Annotated in this window: 18 protein-coding genes and 1 pseudogene; 10 read left to right on the top strand and 9 right to left on the bottom strand. The window is 61.4% G+C overall.

What is annotated here, in order from left to right:
* Positions 1-26: 26 nt before the first annotated feature.
* The 7 genes from tnpC to nadE all read right to left on the bottom strand — a co-directional run bounded on the left by tnpC (position 27) and on the right by nadE (position 6,089).
* The gene (gene tnpC, locus BZF57_RS19495) at positions 27-1,565 is read right to left on the bottom strand and encodes an IS66 family transposase (RefSeq protein ID WP_086740929.1); all 1,539 of its coding nucleotides are present in this window, start codon (positions 1,563-1,565) and stop codon (positions 27-29) included.
* Between the two features lie 61 nt (positions 1,566-1,626).
* On the bottom strand, positions 1,627-1,974 hold the full coding sequence (gene tnpB, locus BZF57_RS19490) for an IS66 family insertion sequence element accessory protein TnpB (protein ID WP_039335306.1): 348 nt from the start codon (positions 1,972-1,974) through the stop codon (positions 1,627-1,629).
* Positions 1,971-2,402, bottom strand: coding sequence for an IS66-like element accessory protein TnpA (gene tnpA, locus BZF57_RS19485; RefSeq protein WP_240506056.1), 432 nt, complete (start codon positions 2,400-2,402; stop codon positions 1,971-1,973). The genes tnpB and tnpA overlap by 4 nt, the downstream gene beginning before the upstream one ends.
* A gap of 364 nt (positions 2,403-2,766) precedes the next feature.
* On the bottom strand, positions 2,767-4,026 hold the full coding sequence (locus tag BZF57_RS19475; protein WP_058193734.1) for an MFS transporter: 1,260 nt from the start codon (positions 4,024-4,026) through the stop codon (positions 2,767-2,769).
* 8 nt (positions 4,027-4,034) lie between these two features.
* Positions 4,035-4,526 carry a DM13 domain-containing protein gene (locus BZF57_RS19470; RefSeq protein ID WP_058193732.1) on the bottom strand — a complete coding sequence of 164 codons (492 nt, stop codon included), beginning with the start codon at positions 4,524-4,526 and terminating at the stop codon, positions 4,035-4,037.
* Between the two features lie 3 nt (positions 4,527-4,529).
* The gene (locus BZF57_RS19465) at positions 4,530-5,003 is read right to left on the bottom strand and encodes a peroxiredoxin family protein (protein WP_071537974.1); all 474 of its coding nucleotides are present in this window, start codon (positions 5,001-5,003) and stop codon (positions 4,530-4,532) included.
* A gap of 261 nt (positions 5,004-5,264) precedes the next feature.
* Positions 5,265-6,089 carry an ammonia-dependent NAD(+) synthetase gene (gene nadE, locus BZF57_RS19460; RefSeq protein ID WP_058193727.1) on the bottom strand — a complete coding sequence of 275 codons (825 nt, stop codon included), beginning with the start codon at positions 6,087-6,089 and terminating at the stop codon, positions 5,265-5,267.
* A 351-nt stretch (positions 6,090-6,440) separates the two neighbouring features.
* On the opposite strand from nadE, the gene BZF57_RS19455 reads away from it, so the two are divergent.
* The 10 genes and pseudogenes from BZF57_RS19455 to BZF57_RS19410 form a co-directional block, all read left to right on the top strand.
* The gene (locus tag BZF57_RS19455; RefSeq protein WP_058193725.1) at positions 6,441-7,046 is read left to right on the top strand and encodes a sulfite oxidase-like oxidoreductase; all 606 of its coding nucleotides are present in this window, start codon (positions 6,441-6,443) and stop codon (positions 7,044-7,046) included.
* Positions 7,039-7,785 carry a ferredoxin reductase gene (locus BZF57_RS19450; RefSeq protein WP_086740925.1) on the top strand — a complete coding sequence of 249 codons (747 nt, stop codon included), beginning with the start codon at positions 7,039-7,041 and terminating at the stop codon, positions 7,783-7,785. The genes BZF57_RS19455 and BZF57_RS19450 overlap by 8 nt, the downstream gene beginning before the upstream one ends.
* A 118-nt stretch (positions 7,786-7,903) precedes the next feature.
* On the top strand, positions 7,904-9,169 hold the full coding sequence (locus tag BZF57_RS19445) for a thiolase family protein (RefSeq protein ID WP_071537973.1): 1,266 nt from the start codon (positions 7,904-7,906) through the stop codon (positions 9,167-9,169).
* Between the two features lie 14 nt (positions 9,170-9,183).
* Positions 9,184-9,735 (top strand): zinc-binding dehydrogenase, encoded by a 552-nt coding sequence (locus BZF57_RS19440; protein WP_079979739.1) that lies wholly within the window; start codon positions 9,184-9,186, stop codon positions 9,733-9,735.
* 66 nt (positions 9,736-9,801) lie between these two features.
* Positions 9,802-11,406, top strand: a complete 1,605-nt coding sequence (locus BZF57_RS19435; RefSeq protein ID WP_058193720.1) for a sensor histidine kinase — start codon at positions 9,802-9,804, stop codon at positions 11,404-11,406.
* Positions 11,407-11,422: 16 nt separating this feature from the next.
* Positions 11,423-11,782: a response regulator gene (locus BZF57_RS19430; protein WP_200969033.1), complete on the top strand. Its 360-nt coding sequence runs from the start codon at positions 11,423-11,425 to the stop codon at positions 11,780-11,782.
* Between the two features lie 141 nt (positions 11,783-11,923).
* Complete coding sequence (gene grxC / locus BZF57_RS19425; protein ID WP_058193717.1) at positions 11,924-12,196, top strand: glutaredoxin 3; 273 nt, start codon at positions 11,924-11,926, stop codon at positions 12,194-12,196.
* 56 nt (positions 12,197-12,252) lie between these two features.
* Entirely contained in the window at positions 12,253-12,534 is a 282-nt protein-coding gene (locus BZF57_RS19420; protein WP_058193715.1) for a DUF427 domain-containing protein, read from the top strand.
* 172 nt (positions 12,535-12,706) lie between these two features.
* Positions 12,707-12,973 (top strand): hypothetical protein, encoded by a 267-nt coding sequence (locus BZF57_RS19415; RefSeq protein ID WP_058193713.1) that lies wholly within the window; start codon positions 12,707-12,709, stop codon positions 12,971-12,973.
* A gap of 190 nt (positions 12,974-13,163) precedes the next feature.
* A pseudogene (locus tag BZF57_RS19410) lies at positions 13,164-13,409 on the top strand (Dps family protein); the annotation flags it as partial.
* 121 nt (positions 13,410-13,530) lie between these two features.
* On the opposite strand, the gene istB reads toward BZF57_RS19410, so the two are convergent.
* Complete coding sequence (istB, locus tag BZF57_RS19405) at positions 13,531-14,271, bottom strand: IS21-like element helper ATPase IstB (RefSeq protein ID WP_086738086.1); 741 nt, start codon at positions 14,269-14,271, stop codon at positions 13,531-13,533.
* Between the two features lie 11 nt (positions 14,272-14,282).
* Positions 14,283-15,809: an IS21 family transposase gene (istA, locus tag BZF57_RS19400; protein ID WP_162290999.1), complete on the bottom strand. Its 1,527-nt coding sequence runs from the start codon at positions 15,807-15,809 to the stop codon at positions 14,283-14,285.
* Positions 15,810-15,948 lie beyond the last annotated feature (139 nt).

The raw sequence follows: 15,948 nt of genomic DNA, 5'->3' as shown, positions 1-15,948 counted from the left end.
CGTAAGCGTGGCCTGAAGGCCGCCGGTTAGGCGGCCTCTGCGATCAGCGGCTGCTGGCTGGAAGTCCAGTGCCAGGGCATGAGCTCGTCCCAGCGAGCGGCTGGCCATCCGCCCGCAATCTTTGCGATGACATCGGCGATATAGGCCTGCGGCTCGATGCCATTGAGCTTTGCCGTCTCGATGACCGAGTAGATGGCGGCGGCGCGTTCACCGCCAGCCTTCGATCCTGCGAATAGCCAATTCTTGCGGCCGATCGCGACGCTGCGCATCGCGCGTTCGGCGACGTTATTGTCGATCTCGGCCAGGCCGTCATCGAGGTAGCGCGTGAGCGCAATCCAGCGCTTGCGACCATAGGCGAGCGCCTTGGCCATCGCCGACTTGGGCGACAGGCGGCGCAAGGCATCGTCGATGGCCGCGCGCAGATCGTCGACCAGTGGCCTGGCTTTTTCCTGCCGCCGTTGCCGACGCATATCGGGCGGTTGTCCCCGCACCTCGTCCTCAAGCCGGTAGAGCGCCGCGATCCGCTCAAGCAGATCGGTGGTCAGCGGTGTCGGACTGGTCTGGTGGTTCTCGAATATCTTGCGCCGGAAGTGCGCCCAGCATGCCACTTCCTTGATCCGGTTGCCGGCATAGAGCTTCTCGTAACCGGCATAGCCATCGGCCTGGAGGAGACCCGCGAAGGCCTTCAGTTCGGTTTGCGGATGGATACCGCTACGGTCGGGCGTGAACTTGTACCACACCAGCGCCGGAGCGGTTGATCCGCTGGCCCGATTATCGACGACATAGGTCCATAGCCGTCCCTGTGCGGTCTTGCCCTTGCCGGGCACCAGCATCGGCACGGGCGTATCGTCGCTGTGGATCTTGGCGGCCTTGAGGCCTTCCTCGCGGATCCGGGAAACGATCGGATCGAGTAAATGCGCGGCTTGTCCTGCCCACCCGGCCAGTGTCGAGCGGTCGATATCGAGGCCTTGCGCCGCCATCATCTCGGCTTGCCGGTAGAGTGGCAGGTGGTGATCGAACTTGGACACGACCACATGGGCAAGCGTGGCGAAGCTGGCCTTGCCGCGGGCGATGGCCTTCACTGGCGCCGGCGCCTGCACGATCTTCTCGCAGGAGCGGCAGCTGTACTTGGGACGGATGGTGCGGATGACGCGCCATTGCACGGGCAAGACGTCGAGCATCTCGTCGCTGTCTTCACCCAGCGGGCGCAGGGTACCGCCACAATCCGGGCAATTGCAGTGGCCCGCCTCAGGTTCGATGCGCTGCTCGGCGCGCGGAAGATGGGGCGGAAGGCTACGGACCGGCGGCGGTCGTTCGGGTCTATCGGCGGATGCCTCTTTGCGGGCATCGGCGACAGCGGCTTCACCTTCCAGCTCCTCGAGTGCAAGTTCAAGCTGCTCGATCTGGGCCGACAGCTTCTCCGACGACTGCCCGAACGTCATGCGGCGCAACTGCGCCAACTGGAAACGCAGCGTGTCGATCAGCGTGTCACGAGCGGCCAAGGCTGCTTCCAGCTCGGCGATCCTGGCATCTTTATCCAGGTTGGAAGTGGCTGCGTCCGACACCGTGACCCACTAGCAAAGTGGGTCATTCCGCACCAGAAAAACCACGCAAATCTGCGACTTTTTATCCCGCCAACAGCGGCACGGCAGTGCGTTCGGGCCGGCGCCAGTCAATACCTTCGAGCAGCATGGAAAGCTGCGCCGACGTGAGATTGACCTTGCCTGTCTTCGTGACCGGCCAGACAAATTTACCGCGGTCCATGCGCTTGGAAAACAGGCACATGCCCTGACCATCGAACCAGAGCAGCTTGATCAGATCGCCACGCTTGCCACGGAAGGCAAATAGCGCGCCGCTATGCGGTGACTGTTCCAGCACTTGCTGGACCAGCACGGCAAGCCCGTCAAAGCCCTTCCTCATGTCCGTCGCCCCGCAGGCGAGATAAACCCGCGTCGAGGGTGGCAGGGGGATCATCGGCCAAGCACAGCGATCACCCGGGCCAGGGCGTCGGCATCGACCATTGCGTCCACGGTCAGGCGGACACCCTTCGGCAGTTCGATGCTGATCTGGCCGCAGCGCGGTGGGACCGGCAGCGCAACATCGCGGACGACCGGATCTGCGATCTCAACCTCCGAGAATGCCGGCAACGATGGTGGCCGAACCCCAGCAAGTTCTCCCGACATAGCCTGGCGGCGCCACGTGTAGATCGCCCCGCTGCCGACCTCGTGCCGGTCGCACGCTGCGCGGACCGAACCCTCCGGCCCAAACGCATCTCGCAGAATCGCCAGCTTTTGCTCCACCGTCCAGCGACGCCGGCCGGATACCCGACCAACAACCTCAATCTGAGTAGTCATACGACCTCTCGTATGACTACTCGCTCGTTCGTCTTCGAAATCATCCATCGTCGGCGCCCCAAAAAAGGAGCGGCTATCAGCCCATCAATCCCGCACAGTGCAAGGCGGCCTACAGCCCACGGTTACCGGCTATCTCCCGGGGCCGTTACATCGAACCGATGTTGAGTTTATGCCCCTAGAGACGCTCATGATCCCCACGCCCCACCACGGAAAGCCTACCTGCACAGCCAGAAGACCGAAGGCCATGCCATACACGCTGGCTCCCAACGCCAAGGGAAGGATGGCAAGAGCACCCCGCTTCATTTCATGGGCCCCGCTTTGAGCGGGAGCACACACTGTCTCGTCCATGGCGGGCTTCGCTTCGTTTGGGCCAAGCGTCTGCATCAGCTGACTGGCCTTCGGCCGCGAATGATCATTTCTGTGGCTTAGCTTGCGTTGTTATCATCGCATCGAGGGATCCGGTGATCATCGCCGTGCTTGGGCAGCGTATGGCGCGTGTCTCGATGGCGCGGTGAGTACGCCTGCGCGCACCGGCCAACACCGCCAGCGCAGTGAGCAACGCCGCCGCGTAGAGAAACAAGCCGCCGGGCCCCACTAAATCCATCACTACTCCCCCGATGAGCGGCCCAGCAGCGGTCCCGATACCGTTGAGCAGAAGAAGCCCGCGAGCTGTGCCCAGAAGCCGACCCGCAGGAAGATCGTCGTTGGCGACGGCTAGACATAGCGAATAGATGGGAATGCCGAAGCCGCCGAACAGCGCGCCCGCGGCGAGTAGCAGAGGCAGAGGCGCGTCCGCCGCCATCGCTACGGCGATAGCGGACGCTGCGGAAGCCAGGGCCGCGCCGGCGATGACGAGGTTTCGCGACACCTGGTCCGATAGCCATCCGAGAGGCCATTGCAGGGCGAGCGTCCCACCAAGGACTGCCGCCATGAACGCGGATATGCCGCCCACATCGAGGCCGATCCTCTGTGCAAAGTTAGGTCCCAAGCCCCAGAAACCGCCTATGGCCAGGCCCGCCAGGAAGACGCCGACCGATGCTAGAGGCGAGACCGCGAAAAGATCGCGGAAGGCGACGGGTTCCTGTCGAACATCGGCCGGCGGATGGCTGGGCAGCAGAGTGACTGGGACGACCGCCGCCGATATCAGCAGTGAGACGATCAGGAACAGGGTCACGTCTGCAGGTGGGGCCACGTTTAGAAGTGCTTGGCCAAGAGCCCACGAGCCCATCGAAACGACGCCGAAGATCGACAAGAGCTGACCGCGTGTGGACGGAATAGCGTGAGCGTTGAGCCAACTCTCAGTCGCAAGGATCATGCCGGCATAGGCGAAGCCGGTTACAAGCCGAAGTGGCATCCATGCGCTCGCGTCTACGAATGCGACATGGAGGAGAGAAGTCATCGAAGCGATCGCCGCGAAGCCAGCGAAGGTCCTGACGTGACCGACAGACACGATGATCCGGGGCAAAACCAGCGCGCCGATCGTGAAGCCCGCGAAATAAAAGGACATCATTGCGCTGATCGTCCCGGCCGAGAAGCCTTCCTGACCAGCTCTCACAATCAGGAGAGTACCCAGCAGACCATTGCCCAGGAGCAGTGTGGCGACACTTAACAACAGCGCCGCAACCGGAGCCAAAACGAGTCCCCGCGCGCACGCTGCCTTTACGTCGTCCATCGCCTGGCTCATTTCCGAGCCTGACGCGGAGGCTGATACTCCGCGGAACTGATGAACTGAGCAAAGGCTTCGCACCAGATGACAACGGTGCTGTAGTCTCGAACATCGATATCGGCGGGCACCTCTACGATGAAGCCGTTGAACGTTTTCACATCGCCCACCCGAGCGGATGCGTCCTTGATCGCGAGGAACGCTTCCTCTGTGTCGACGAAGTGTGGGGTGAGATAGAGCTTGTAGTCCGGCCCCGGCGAGAGGCGGCCGATGTGCGCGATCCGGAGAGGCAAGACCCGCACTTCACCTTCGCCCCAATGCAGCAGGTCGCTGCCGGCGAGATCCCGAACAAGCCTTCCGGAATAAAGCGCTTCAGGCGTCGAGCTGCGCAGGACAGCTTCGGTCGGCGAAACCGGCGCGGTCAGGATCGGGAGCATGTAGATGCCACCAGCAAAGCCTGCGGCGGCGGCGGCGATATGGGTGGCGGCTAGAATGAGCCAACGTGGCATCTTTCACGTGCTCTCCAGTTCCGCCACCAAACGATCCGCGTCGAGATGAAAATCCGAGAAGACGATGCGACCGTTGGCGTTGATGACGGTAAACCACGGCGTTCCCCGTGTTCTGTAATCTTCCATGAATGTGGGAAAAGCCGCGCCAGCTGGCGGCTCGTCATGCCCGAAAGCAATGGGGAGATTGTATTCGACTTGATTGATGCGCAGTTTCTCGAAGGTATTTTCGTGGGCACCTTCGAAGACCGTTTGGATCACTGCAAACCCGACACCTCTGGATTCCAGCGCTCCGTGCAATTTCTGCAGAGTGGGAAATCCATGCAGATGGCAGCCACGGCACCAATGCTGAAACGCGAACACGATCTTCGGGCCTACGCCCAGATCCGATAGTTGGATCGGCGTGGCGAGGTTGCCGCCATCTACACCGATCCACCGTTGCACACGAAGCTGAGGAGCTTGACGTTCGGCCGGGCTCATTCTTCTCTCCAACCACGATGCAGACACCCGATGCCTGGCGAAACATCGCGTCCACAGCGGCTTTGCTATGCGTTACTGCTCCCTGAGCCAGAGGGTCGCGTGGTCGATGAGACCAATGCTCTTCTCAACTATACCCATCGAAACAAAGCGTTCGCGTGATCGACTATGAATTCCCACGCTGAACTTTTCCAATAGCGACGTGACATAGTTTCTATATCTTCGACGGGAGCAAATCGGAGCGTGCGTTCGACCTGGGTGACGTCAAATCTGGAAAGCGGGCGCAGCAGGTAGCTTACGTTTGTGGGCTGTCGCTCGGTACGCTTCTTCGATTGTCTCTACAGCCGTCGGCGCCACGACGCGTCCCTCGAGGTAATCGTCGATCTCATCGTAGGTCACGCCGTAGACATCCTCATCTGGGCGCAACGGCATGAGATCGTCCAAATCCGCAGTCGGAACCTTGCCGATTATCTCAGGCGGGGCGCCAAGGTGAACCCCAATCGCGCGAACACGTCGCTTGTTGAGACCCGCGAGAGGCAGAACATCCGCGGCGCCATCGCCAAATTTGGTGAAGAACCCCATGACCGCTTCCGCTGCATGGTCCGTACCGATCACTAGGCCACCCAGGCTTCCAGCGAGCGCGAATTGAGCAATCATGCGCTGGCGCGCCTTGACGTTACCTAGCGCTCTGCCGCGGTCGTGAGGATCAACTGGATCGTATCCGGAGTACGTCAGTTCCGCCCAAAGAGCGTCCGTTGCGGGCCTCACATTGATCGCCACCGTACGGTCAGGCTTGATCGTCGAGAGAGCAAGTTGAGCATCGTGCTCATCCGACTGAATGCCATAAGGTAGCCGCACCGCAAGAAACTCGCACTCGTACCCGGTGCGGCGAAGCTCCTTCACGGCCGATTGCGCCAGCAGGCCCGCGGTCAGGGAATCGACGCCCCCGCTGATTCCAAGCACATACGCTCGCTGGCCAGACCTTCTCAAATAATCGCGAAGGAAGCCGATACGGCTCGCGGCCTCTTGTTCAGCATCGAACGTTTGAGAGACGCCGAGCGCTGCGATGATTTCAGCTTGAGCGTGCATGGCGACCTCATGACGTGAACCGCAAGCAGGCGATGACCGTGCCTTCTCCGTCCGACAGCCGGCGGCGTTCGCCTAACATCCCACGGGCGCACATACGCGTGCAACGCTGGTCGGAAGGTATTGAAACTATAGCGAGCAGACATTGGACAAAGATGCTGCTCTACCGCTATAGTCGAGGTGCGATTAGCGCGATTCATAGTGATGATAAACAGATCTATACTGATACGGCATTCGGTTGTCTGAGTTTCAGCCTGTCGATCCATTCGGCATCATGCAAGTGCGAAGATCATCTACGCAGTAGCCTGAGATTAAGTCGGTTCCGGTCTGTCGTGACGAGCAAGGGGGTTCGGCATGGTCACCAGAGGTTTCACCGGCCGCGGTTCAGGCGGCGACCACGATGGCCGCATTCCGCCGGGTCAACATCTCGTAGAAAATTTTCCCGTACTGACCGCGGGACCGACGCCACGTATCGAGACATCCGACTGGAAGTTTACGGTCAAGATCGGTCCAAAGCCGATCAAGGTCTGGACCTGGAGCGAGTTTAACGCCCTTCCGAAAACCAACGTAACTAAAGACATACACTGCGTTACGTCATGGTCGAAGCTCGACACCAAGTGGGAAGGCGTGCTGATCGAAGACATCCTCGCGGATGCAGGACTCGAGCGGCCCACCGATTTCGTCTTGGCCCACTGCTACGATGGCTATTCGACCAATGTCCCGCTCGCCGACCTTCTGGCCGGTAAGGCGATGGTCGCGACTGGGTATGCGGGCGAGCCGCTTCCCCGTGATCATGGCGGACCGGCGCGCCTGCTAGTACCTCATCTATACTTTTGGAAGTCCGCCAAATGGGTGAATGGGCTGCAGTTCACGACGCGTGATGAAGCTGGCTTCTGGGAACTGCGCGGCTATCACATCTACGGCGATCCGTGGCGCGAACAACGGTACACCCATGACTGAGATCGACGCGCAACCCGCGTCGTGGCAGTCATGTGTGATCGACGAGATCGTCCAGCAGACCCCAAGTATAAAGAGCTTTTTCCTGCTGCTACGGGAGCCTTTCTTCCATACCGCCGGCCAGCACGTTGACGTGCGCCTGACCGCCCCCAATGGCTATCAAGCGATGCGCAGCTATTCGATTGCATCGTCGGCTGCCTCGTCCCCGATCCTCGAGTTGGCAATAGAGCGTCTGCCCGATGGCGAAGTCTCGCCGTTCTTCCACGACGTCGCCGCTCCTGGCGACGAAATCGGACTTAGAGGTCCTCTCGGTGGCCACTTTTTGTGGCCCGAACCTGCTGACGACCCGGTGCTGCTGATCGGCGCAGGTTCGGGCTTGGTCCCACTGATGGCAATGATCAGGCAGCGCCAAGCACTGGCCCAGGCCGTTCCAGTTGCGCTGCTCTTGTCCGCTCGGACCAGTCGCGACGTACTCTTCTCCAGCGAACTTCGCTCGATCGAGATGCGTGATTCTGCGTTGGTCCTAGCCGTCGCGATAACGCGCGAAGCGCCAATGCGCGCCTCGGACTTTGGCCGACGGATCGACGCCGAGATGGTCAAGGAGACGATCGCCCGCCTGGGTCGAGATCCTGCCCACGTGTTCGTTTGCGGGTCCAACGGTTTCGTCAACATCGCGACGGACGGCGCGTTAGCGGCCGGGCTCGACGCCTCGATCATTAAGACTGAGCGCTATGGAGGGTAGAGGCAGCGAAATGGTCGAATCCCTCCAGACGAAAGCGCTCAACTACGGCCCAGGCCGGGGAGCCTGAGCGCACTACGCCGCGTCGCTTATTCGAACCTTTGTCTTTCGGGAGACCACTGTGAGCCGCTTTGCAGAACCAGTTTTCGTAGCCGCAGGCCTTCGGACCCCTTTTGGGCGCGGCGGGGGAGCACTGGCGAATTATGACGCGGTCTCCTTATCCGTGCCCGTCGTTCAGGAGATGGGGAAGCTTGCCGAGCCCGACCTCGTTGTCTGGGGAAGCGTCATCCCAAACCTGGGCTGGAGCAATATCGCTCGTGAGGTATGGCTAGACGCGAAACTCAATCCCAATGTCCCGGCATTCTCCGTTGTTCTTGCGTGCTCAACCAGCATGACCGCGTGTTTCGCTGCGGCCGGCATGCTCGGTGGCGGCCTTAACTTGATCATGGTCGGCGGCTCTGAGGTCATGAGCCGGCCATCGCTCGCGCTTACCCCCGAGGCATCAAAGCGGCTCACCGATTTGTTCGCGCAGGATGCCGCAGCAGCACTTGCCGCCTTGGGGGCGCTGGCTCCTACCGACTATGTGCTCCCGACGAAGGGATGGGCCAACCGCCTTACCGGCAGGACGATGGGCGATCACATGGAGGAGACCGCCAAGGCGTGGCGGATCTCGCGTGAGGCACAGGACGACTGGGCTCTCAAGAGCCACCAGCGAGCGATCGCCGGTTGGGACAGCGGTTTCTTCGATGACCTCGTGATTGCACTGCCGGAACTTGCCCGCGATGCAAACCCGCGTGCGGACACGTCCGCCGAACGGCTGTCAGGTCTGAAGCCGGCCTTTGATCGCGAGAGCGGCATGGGTAGCCTGACAGCTGGCAACAGCTCTCCGATCACAGATGGGGCGGCCGGCTGTTGGGTGTCCAATGAAGAAGGTTTGCAGAGGCTCCCCGAAGGCACGGCTCACGTGCGGCTCGTCGACTTCGAAATATCTGCGGTCGACCTCCACACGGAGGGGCTTCTGATGGCACCGTCATATGCCATTCCGCGTCTGCTCGCGCGACATCAGCTGGCATTCTCCGACATTGCCCTTTGGGAGATCCACGAAGCCTTCGCGGCACAGGTCTTGGCCAATGTCGCAGCCATCACCGATCCGAATTGGGTCCGAGAGAAGGCCGGCGTCTCGCCCGAGATGGGTAACTTCGACTGGGATCGCGTCAATCCCAACGGCGGTTCGGTAGCTATCGGGCATCCCTTCGGCGCGACTGGCGCGCGTGACCTCAGCCAAGCCGTCAAAGAGCTGTGGGCCATGCCGGTCGGGTCTCTCGGGATCGTCAGCATCTGTGCCGACGGCGGTCAAGGCACCGTCGCCCTCCTCGAACGCGTCTGATTGGGGGGTATGAGATGAAGGCGATCCGCTTCCATGAGTTCGGCGCTCCCGAGGTCCTCCGCTATGAGGATGCGCCACTAGCTGTCGCGTCAAGCCGGCACGAGGCTTTCCTCCGCGAACTGGGTGCTGACGAGTTCATCGACTACACGCAGACCAAGCCCGAAGACGATGTGCGCGACGTCGATCTCGTCGTCGACGCTGTCGGCGGCCCGGCCGCGAGCCGCTTTCTGCAGACCATCCGTCCGGGCGGCGCGCTGTTCCCGATTTTTCCCCTCGGCTTTGCCGGACATGACGAGGCTGCCGGCCGGGGGGTGACCGTTTCGGCGACTCAGGTTCGTTCCAACGGCGATCAGTTGGCCAAGCTAGCTCAACTACTCGATAGCGGTGCGGTTCGCGTCGCCGTGGACAGCACATTCCCGCTTTCCGAAGCGGCTGCCGCTCATCATCGAGCAGAGGCAGGCCACATCCAGGGCAAGATCGTTCTGACTATTGGTGCCGCCGCCGATCAGAGCCGCGACACGGGGGGCCCGTCATCGCAGTGGCCGCCGCGCGTGAGGGGGCACTGACGTGACTAAGCCAAAGCGCATGATCGGCCATGTTCAGGCTTCAAGGCCCCGACCGGGAGAGCTCTGGTGAGCCTGAACTCTGACAAAACAGATTTCGGGCCGGCACAGCGGGCGAAGGCGCTTGCGGACCTCATGGTCCTCGACACGCCGGAAGAGCAAGCCTTCGACGATCTCGTTTTCGTCGCGGCAAAGGCTTGCGACGTTCCGATCGCGCTCATCACTCTCCTCGACACCGACCGTCAATGGTTCAAGGCCAAGTACGGGCTCGAGGTGTGCGAGACCGAAATCGAACACTCGGTCTGTCGGATCGAGATCGATCAGGGCGACCTCTTGGAAATCGTCGATCTCACAAATGACGCGCGGACCAAGCGCAATCCGCTCGTCACCGGCGTCAGGCACTTTCGCGCCTACGCTGGCGCACCGCTCATGCTGCGATCCGGCGCGATCGTTGGTCGGCTCTGCGTCATCGATACCGCTCCGCGGCCTAAAGGGCTCAGCGAAGCGGAAAAGGCGATGCTTCAGGCACTTGCTCGCCTCGCCAGCGAAAATCTTGAACTGCGCCGTGTCGCCAACGCGAGCGAGCGCCTCACGGGGCTGCAGACAGCCTTGGTCGAGATCGGCGAGACCATACGAAGCAGTCACGACACCGCCGAGATGGCGTCGGCTACCGCCGCCATCGTGGGCAGGGCGCTTGCCACGGACCGGGCCGGGTTCGGATCCGTCGACGATGACGTCGAGACCATTGACGTCGAAACAGATTGGACGGCGCCCGGGATTATGAGCATCGCCGGCCGCCACCGTCTCGAAGAGTACGGAAGCTTGCGCAAGCCGCTCGTCGGTGGCGACCCCCTGATCGTTTGGGACGCCCTAACCGACGACCGCACGCTCCATAATCTCGAGAGCGCAGTGCGTGTCGGCGTTCGGTCTCTGGTCGACATGCCAGTGAGAGATCGAGGCAAGACCATCGCCGTCTTCTTTGTCCATTCGGCGCACCCCCGACCGTGGCCAGCAGAAGAAATCTCGTTCCTGCGGAGCGCGGCGGACCGGCTCGAGGCTGGGGTCGCGAGGCTCCGCACCGAGCAGCAGCAAGTCATCGTGAATGGTGAGATCGCTCACCGCTTGAAGAACATGCTCACTATGGTTCAGGCCATCGCGAGCCAAACGTTGCGAAACGTCACCGATCGCGATGCAGTCTACGCCTTTGAGCGCCGTCTGATGGCTCTTAGCGCGGCGCACGACGCCTTGCTTCAAATGAGTTGGACGCAGGCTGACTTGCAAACGATCGCCGCGACCGTGATTGACGCGATAGGATTCTCGGATCGGGTCGACATGAGTGGCCCTACGGTGGCCCTTGGGCCGCGAGCGGCGCTCTCTTTTTCGCTGATAGTGCACGAGTTGCTGACCAACGCCTGCAAGTACGGCGCGCTGAGCAATGATCACGGCGAGGTGTCTCTGACGTGGGGCATACTGAACGGGCAGGAGAGCGATCTTCTAAGCATCCAATGGCGTGAGCGCGGGGGACCACCCGTCGTCCCGCCGACGCGCAGAGGTTTTGGTTCGAAGCTGATCAACATCGGCCTTGTCGGCACAGGAGGCGTCGATGTCCGCTACGAGCCCTCCGGGTTAGCTGCTGATCTACACGCCTCCATGCGTCACCTGGTTCAAGGTTGATGGGAGTATGCGTGGAATGGTGAAACCCGTGGTGCTCGTCGTCGAAGACGAGCCACTCCTTCGTCTGTTCGCATCGGACATGATCGAGGAAGCAGGATTCGAAGTGCTTCAGGCGTCGGATGCGTCCGATGCGCTCGTAACTTTGCAAGATCGGCTCGACATCCGTGTCGTCTTCACTGATGTGAACATGCCCGGCGGCATCGATGGAATCATGCTCGCCATCCGCATTCGCGAGCGCTGGCCCGCCATCCAGATCATCATCACGTCCGGCAGGCCGTGGCCGGAAGCAGCGGTCGTGCCGCAGGACATCGTCTTCTTTCAAAAGCCTTATCGCCGGGACCGCGTCTTAGACACGGTCCGAAGGATGGCAGCGTGATGGCCCAACTCATCCGCAATCGGACTTTCGAAACCGAAACCCTTGAGCCCGCCGCTCGGTCCCATGCCTACACCTTCGCAGAGGTCGACGTCCCCCAAGCATCGGCCGCAACCCCACACATGAACGATCGGAGACGAGGAAATGAAACCAGACATCCTCCTTTACACCACGAGCTGGTGCCCGTTCTGCCGTCGCGCGAAGGCACTTCTCACTGAAAAAGGCGTGCAGTGGACCGAGCACGACATCGAGTCCGACCCGGCACACCGAAAGACGATGATCAAGGCGTCGGGCCGCAGCACCGTGCCCCAAATCTTCATCAACGGAACGCACGTCGGTGGCTCCGACGATCTCGCCCGGCTCGATGCCGATGGCGAACTGGACAAGCTTCTTGCGGGCGGGGCGCCCGCGAACTGACTGGGCTTCGCCTCGGCCTGCCGGCCCGAGGGCGATAGGCGACACAGGAGGTTTTTATGGTCTCAGCAATTTGGAAAGACGCCACCATCGCTACGAGCGACGAAACGGTAGTCGTCGACGGCAATCACTATTTCCCGCCCAAAGACGTCGACCACAGCCGGCTCGAACGGAGTGAGCAGACTTCGGTCTGCCCTGTGAAGGGATCCGCCCACTATTTCCACATTCGTGTAGGCGGCGAGCGCAACCTAAATGCCGCTTGGACCTATCCTGACCCAACGGCCAGCGCTGAAGCGATTAGAGGCTACTTTGCTTTCTGGAAAGGCGTGGATGTTGCGTAGCGGTCGGTCATTTTCCAACGCTCACAAAGCTGGGTTTCTTTGGGATGATAACGTGCGGATGACGCTTGGCCGACATTAGAAGTCTGAGCGCGGTCGGCTGACTCTGGACTCGTTGGCCGTTAGGGAAACAACGGGGTTCAAACCGTCCTTCAGATGAGTGTGGTGGGGTCGGATGGAGCGGGCAAAGTTTGATGCGGCCTTCAAGGAACTGCCGGAAGGTTACAGCGAAGGCATCTACGACGGTCGACGGTTCGGCGTGACCGTGCGTCGATCGAAGGATGGACGACGGAACAGTCTTTTCGCCCGGGAGTTGGCAGGCTCAGACCTTATCAGCTTCAATCTTTATCGCGTCTCTTCCGGGAAGGCGTCGCTCAAGCCGTGTGAGATGTCGGCGGATAAGGTTGTAGCGTTCGTTCTGAGCTATCGACCGGACGCCTGAAGAACAAGGCGCTCGCAGCGTCCCTAGGCATCGAATTTCAGCAGCGCCTTTCGGCTCCACCAAGGATATCGAAACTATAGCGACGATTTATTGGACGGGATCATTCAGTAAATCCTTCTTCTACACCGCAGCGTCAGAGGAGGCACGACGCTGATATCCCGCAGAATATTCAATCGAGGAAGTCCTAGCGATGACGAAATCTAGTTCCGCACCCGCTCCGACGCCATCTGACCTCGACGAAAGCGCGGCCATGACTGTCGCCGATGCTCTCAAGATCATCTTGGCGAACAGCTATGCTATTTACCTGAAAACGAAGAACTTCCATTGGCACGTCTCCGGGCCATATTTCAGGGATTATCACCTGCTCCTCGACGAGCAGGCGGCCGAGATACTCGCTGCCACTGACGCGATCGCAGAGCGCGCCCGGAAGACGGGTTGCGGATTCCGACGATCGCGCGCATGTATTCCGATCTGATGCCGCGCAGCGTTCCGCTTTGATCGCGCGCAGGTGAAGCACCTGATCGTTGGTATGTTGTGGCACTATGCTTTGCCGCGGGTCAAGCGGCTTGAGCGGCGATGCTTCGCCGCATGGATTCCCCGGATAGCTCGAGCCTGTGGGCGTTGTGGACAAGCCGATCGAGGATGGCATCGGCGTAGGTCGGATCGCCGATGAGATCGAACCAGCGCGCGATGGGTAGCTGGCTTGTTACGAGCGTTGAACGGCGCCCATAGCGATCCTCGAGGATCTCCAGCAGATGATGGCGGGCATTGCCATCGAGCGGCTCAAGCCCCCAGTCATCGAGGATGAGCAGGTCCACGCGGGCCAGGCTCTTCATGCGCGCAGCAATGCGGCCATCGCCCTTGGCAAGCGACAGCTCGTCGATCAACCGCGGCAGGCGGGTGTAGAGAACCGAGCGATTGTCACGGCAGGCCTGATGCCCGACGGCGCAGGCCAGCCAGCTCTTGCCGACCCCTGCTGGTCCGATAATCGCACAGTTCTCATGGGCAGCGATCCAGCTGCCCTTCAGCAGCATTTCGAACAACCGCCGATCGAGCCCGCGGGCGCTGCGATAATCAACGTCCTCAGGCACGGCTTGGTGCCGCAGCTTTGCCTGACGCAGGCGCAGGGCGAGGCGCTTGTCATTGCGCCATGTCGCTTCATGATCGAGCAGCAGCGCCAGCCATTCCGCGTGGTTCAGGCTGGCGGCATCGCCATTGCCATCCAGATCCGCAAAGGCTTGGGCCATGCCGATAAGGCCAAGCTGGTTCAACTGATCAAGTGTGGGGTGTTTGAGCATCCTTGCTCCTTTCAGTGGTAGTATTGAGAGCCCCGGATATTGTCGTGCAGGATCGGCTCGCGCTCCGGGGCTTTGGACACGGGCACCTTGTCGAGCCCCTTTTCGAGGATCGATTTTACAGACGGATAATTGCGCGCGCCGATCTCCAGCGCGCGAAGCGCAGCCGCTTCAAGGCGCTCAGCGCCGAACCGCTTGGACAAGCCGATGATCCCCAGGCACGAACGGTAGCCTTGCTCGGGATGCGGCCGGTCCTCGATGATGCGCGCCATCAACAGCGACAGCATCGGGCCGATCCGGCCCGCCTCCTCCTGGATCTTTGCCGGTGTCCAGTCGAGATAGCGCCGGTGGCTCGATGGCATGTGCTCGGGCACGGTCGTGTGCCGACCATTGCCACTGCCGCGCATGTGCACCGCGATCCGCTCGCCGCCGAGGAAGATCTCGACGCTGCGGGCCGTGTAACGCACCTCAACCTCGCGCCGCGCGTAGCGGTGCGGCACCGAGTAATGATGCTGCTCGAGCGCGATATGGTAATCGAGCCCAACCCGGCAGCGCTTCCATTGCGCATGAACCCATGGCTCCGGTGGCAGCGGCTTCAGGTTCGGCGCATCGACCTCCTCGAACAGCTGGCGGCGCGTGCGGCCGAACTGGCGAAGCACACGGCGCTCATTCAGATCAGCAAGGCACTCGGCAATGGCAGCGTTGAGCTCGGCCAGGCTGTAGAAGATGCGATTGCGCAGACGGCCCAGCACCCAGCGCTCGACGATCCTGACACAGGCCTCAACCTTCGCCTTGTCCTTGGGCCTCCTCGGCCGTGCCGGCAGCACTGCCGTCCCGTAATGCCGAGCCATGTCCGTGTAGCTGCGGTTGAGCATCGGATCGAAGTGGCAAGCCTTGATCACCGCGACCTTGGCATTGTCGGGCACCAGCAGCTGCGGCGCTCCGCCGAAGAATGCGAAGGCAGCATTGTGAGCCTCGGCCCAGTCAGCAAACTGCTCGGTCCAGGTCGCACACGCAAACGACAGGCTCGAGCCGCCCAGCACCGCGACGAACAGATGCGCATCGCGGATCTCGCCGGTTCTGCGGTCTACCACCACCGGCACCGTGTCGCCCGCATAATCAACGAACAGCTTCTCACCGCCGGCATGGCTCTGGCGCATCACCAGCGGCAGCCGGCCTTCCCAGCGCCGGAACAGGTCGCACCACCGGCTGTAGCGATAGCCGTCGGGGTTCGCCGCGTGGTATTCCTCCCACAGGATCTGCAGCGTCACGTGCTTGCGCTTCAACTCGCGCGCCACCACCGCCCAGTCGGGCTCAGGCAACTTGCGGCGCCCGGGCTTCACCCCTGGCACGCCGTAGAGCCGGGACTCCAGGTCGCTGTCCGTCATTTCAGGCTGCACTGGCCAAGTCAGACCCGACCGATCGAACCGCCGAAGCGTATCCCGGACCGTCGTCGGTCCGACCCCGACCCGCTCGCCAACCACCCGCGTCGAAAGCCCGCAGTCCAGACTCAGACGCAAAATCTCGCGCACATGGCGCATCGTAACTCTCCTCGTCGGCATGCATTCCTCCAACCGTTATCCGGTCGAAAGAATGCCCCAACGATCAGGTGAGCCTCACCTCAAACTGCGCGCGATCATATCGGAATGCTGCGCGCGCAATTCTCGGAACACCGCGCGC

This window comes from Erythrobacter colymbi (genome assembly GCF_002155685.1).
Taxonomy (GTDB): Bacteria; Pseudomonadota; Alphaproteobacteria; order Sphingomonadales; family Sphingomonadaceae; genus Erythrobacter; species Erythrobacter colymbi.
Note: the sequence above shows the minus strand (reverse complement) of the source record. Positions and strands in the feature narration are given on the sequence as shown.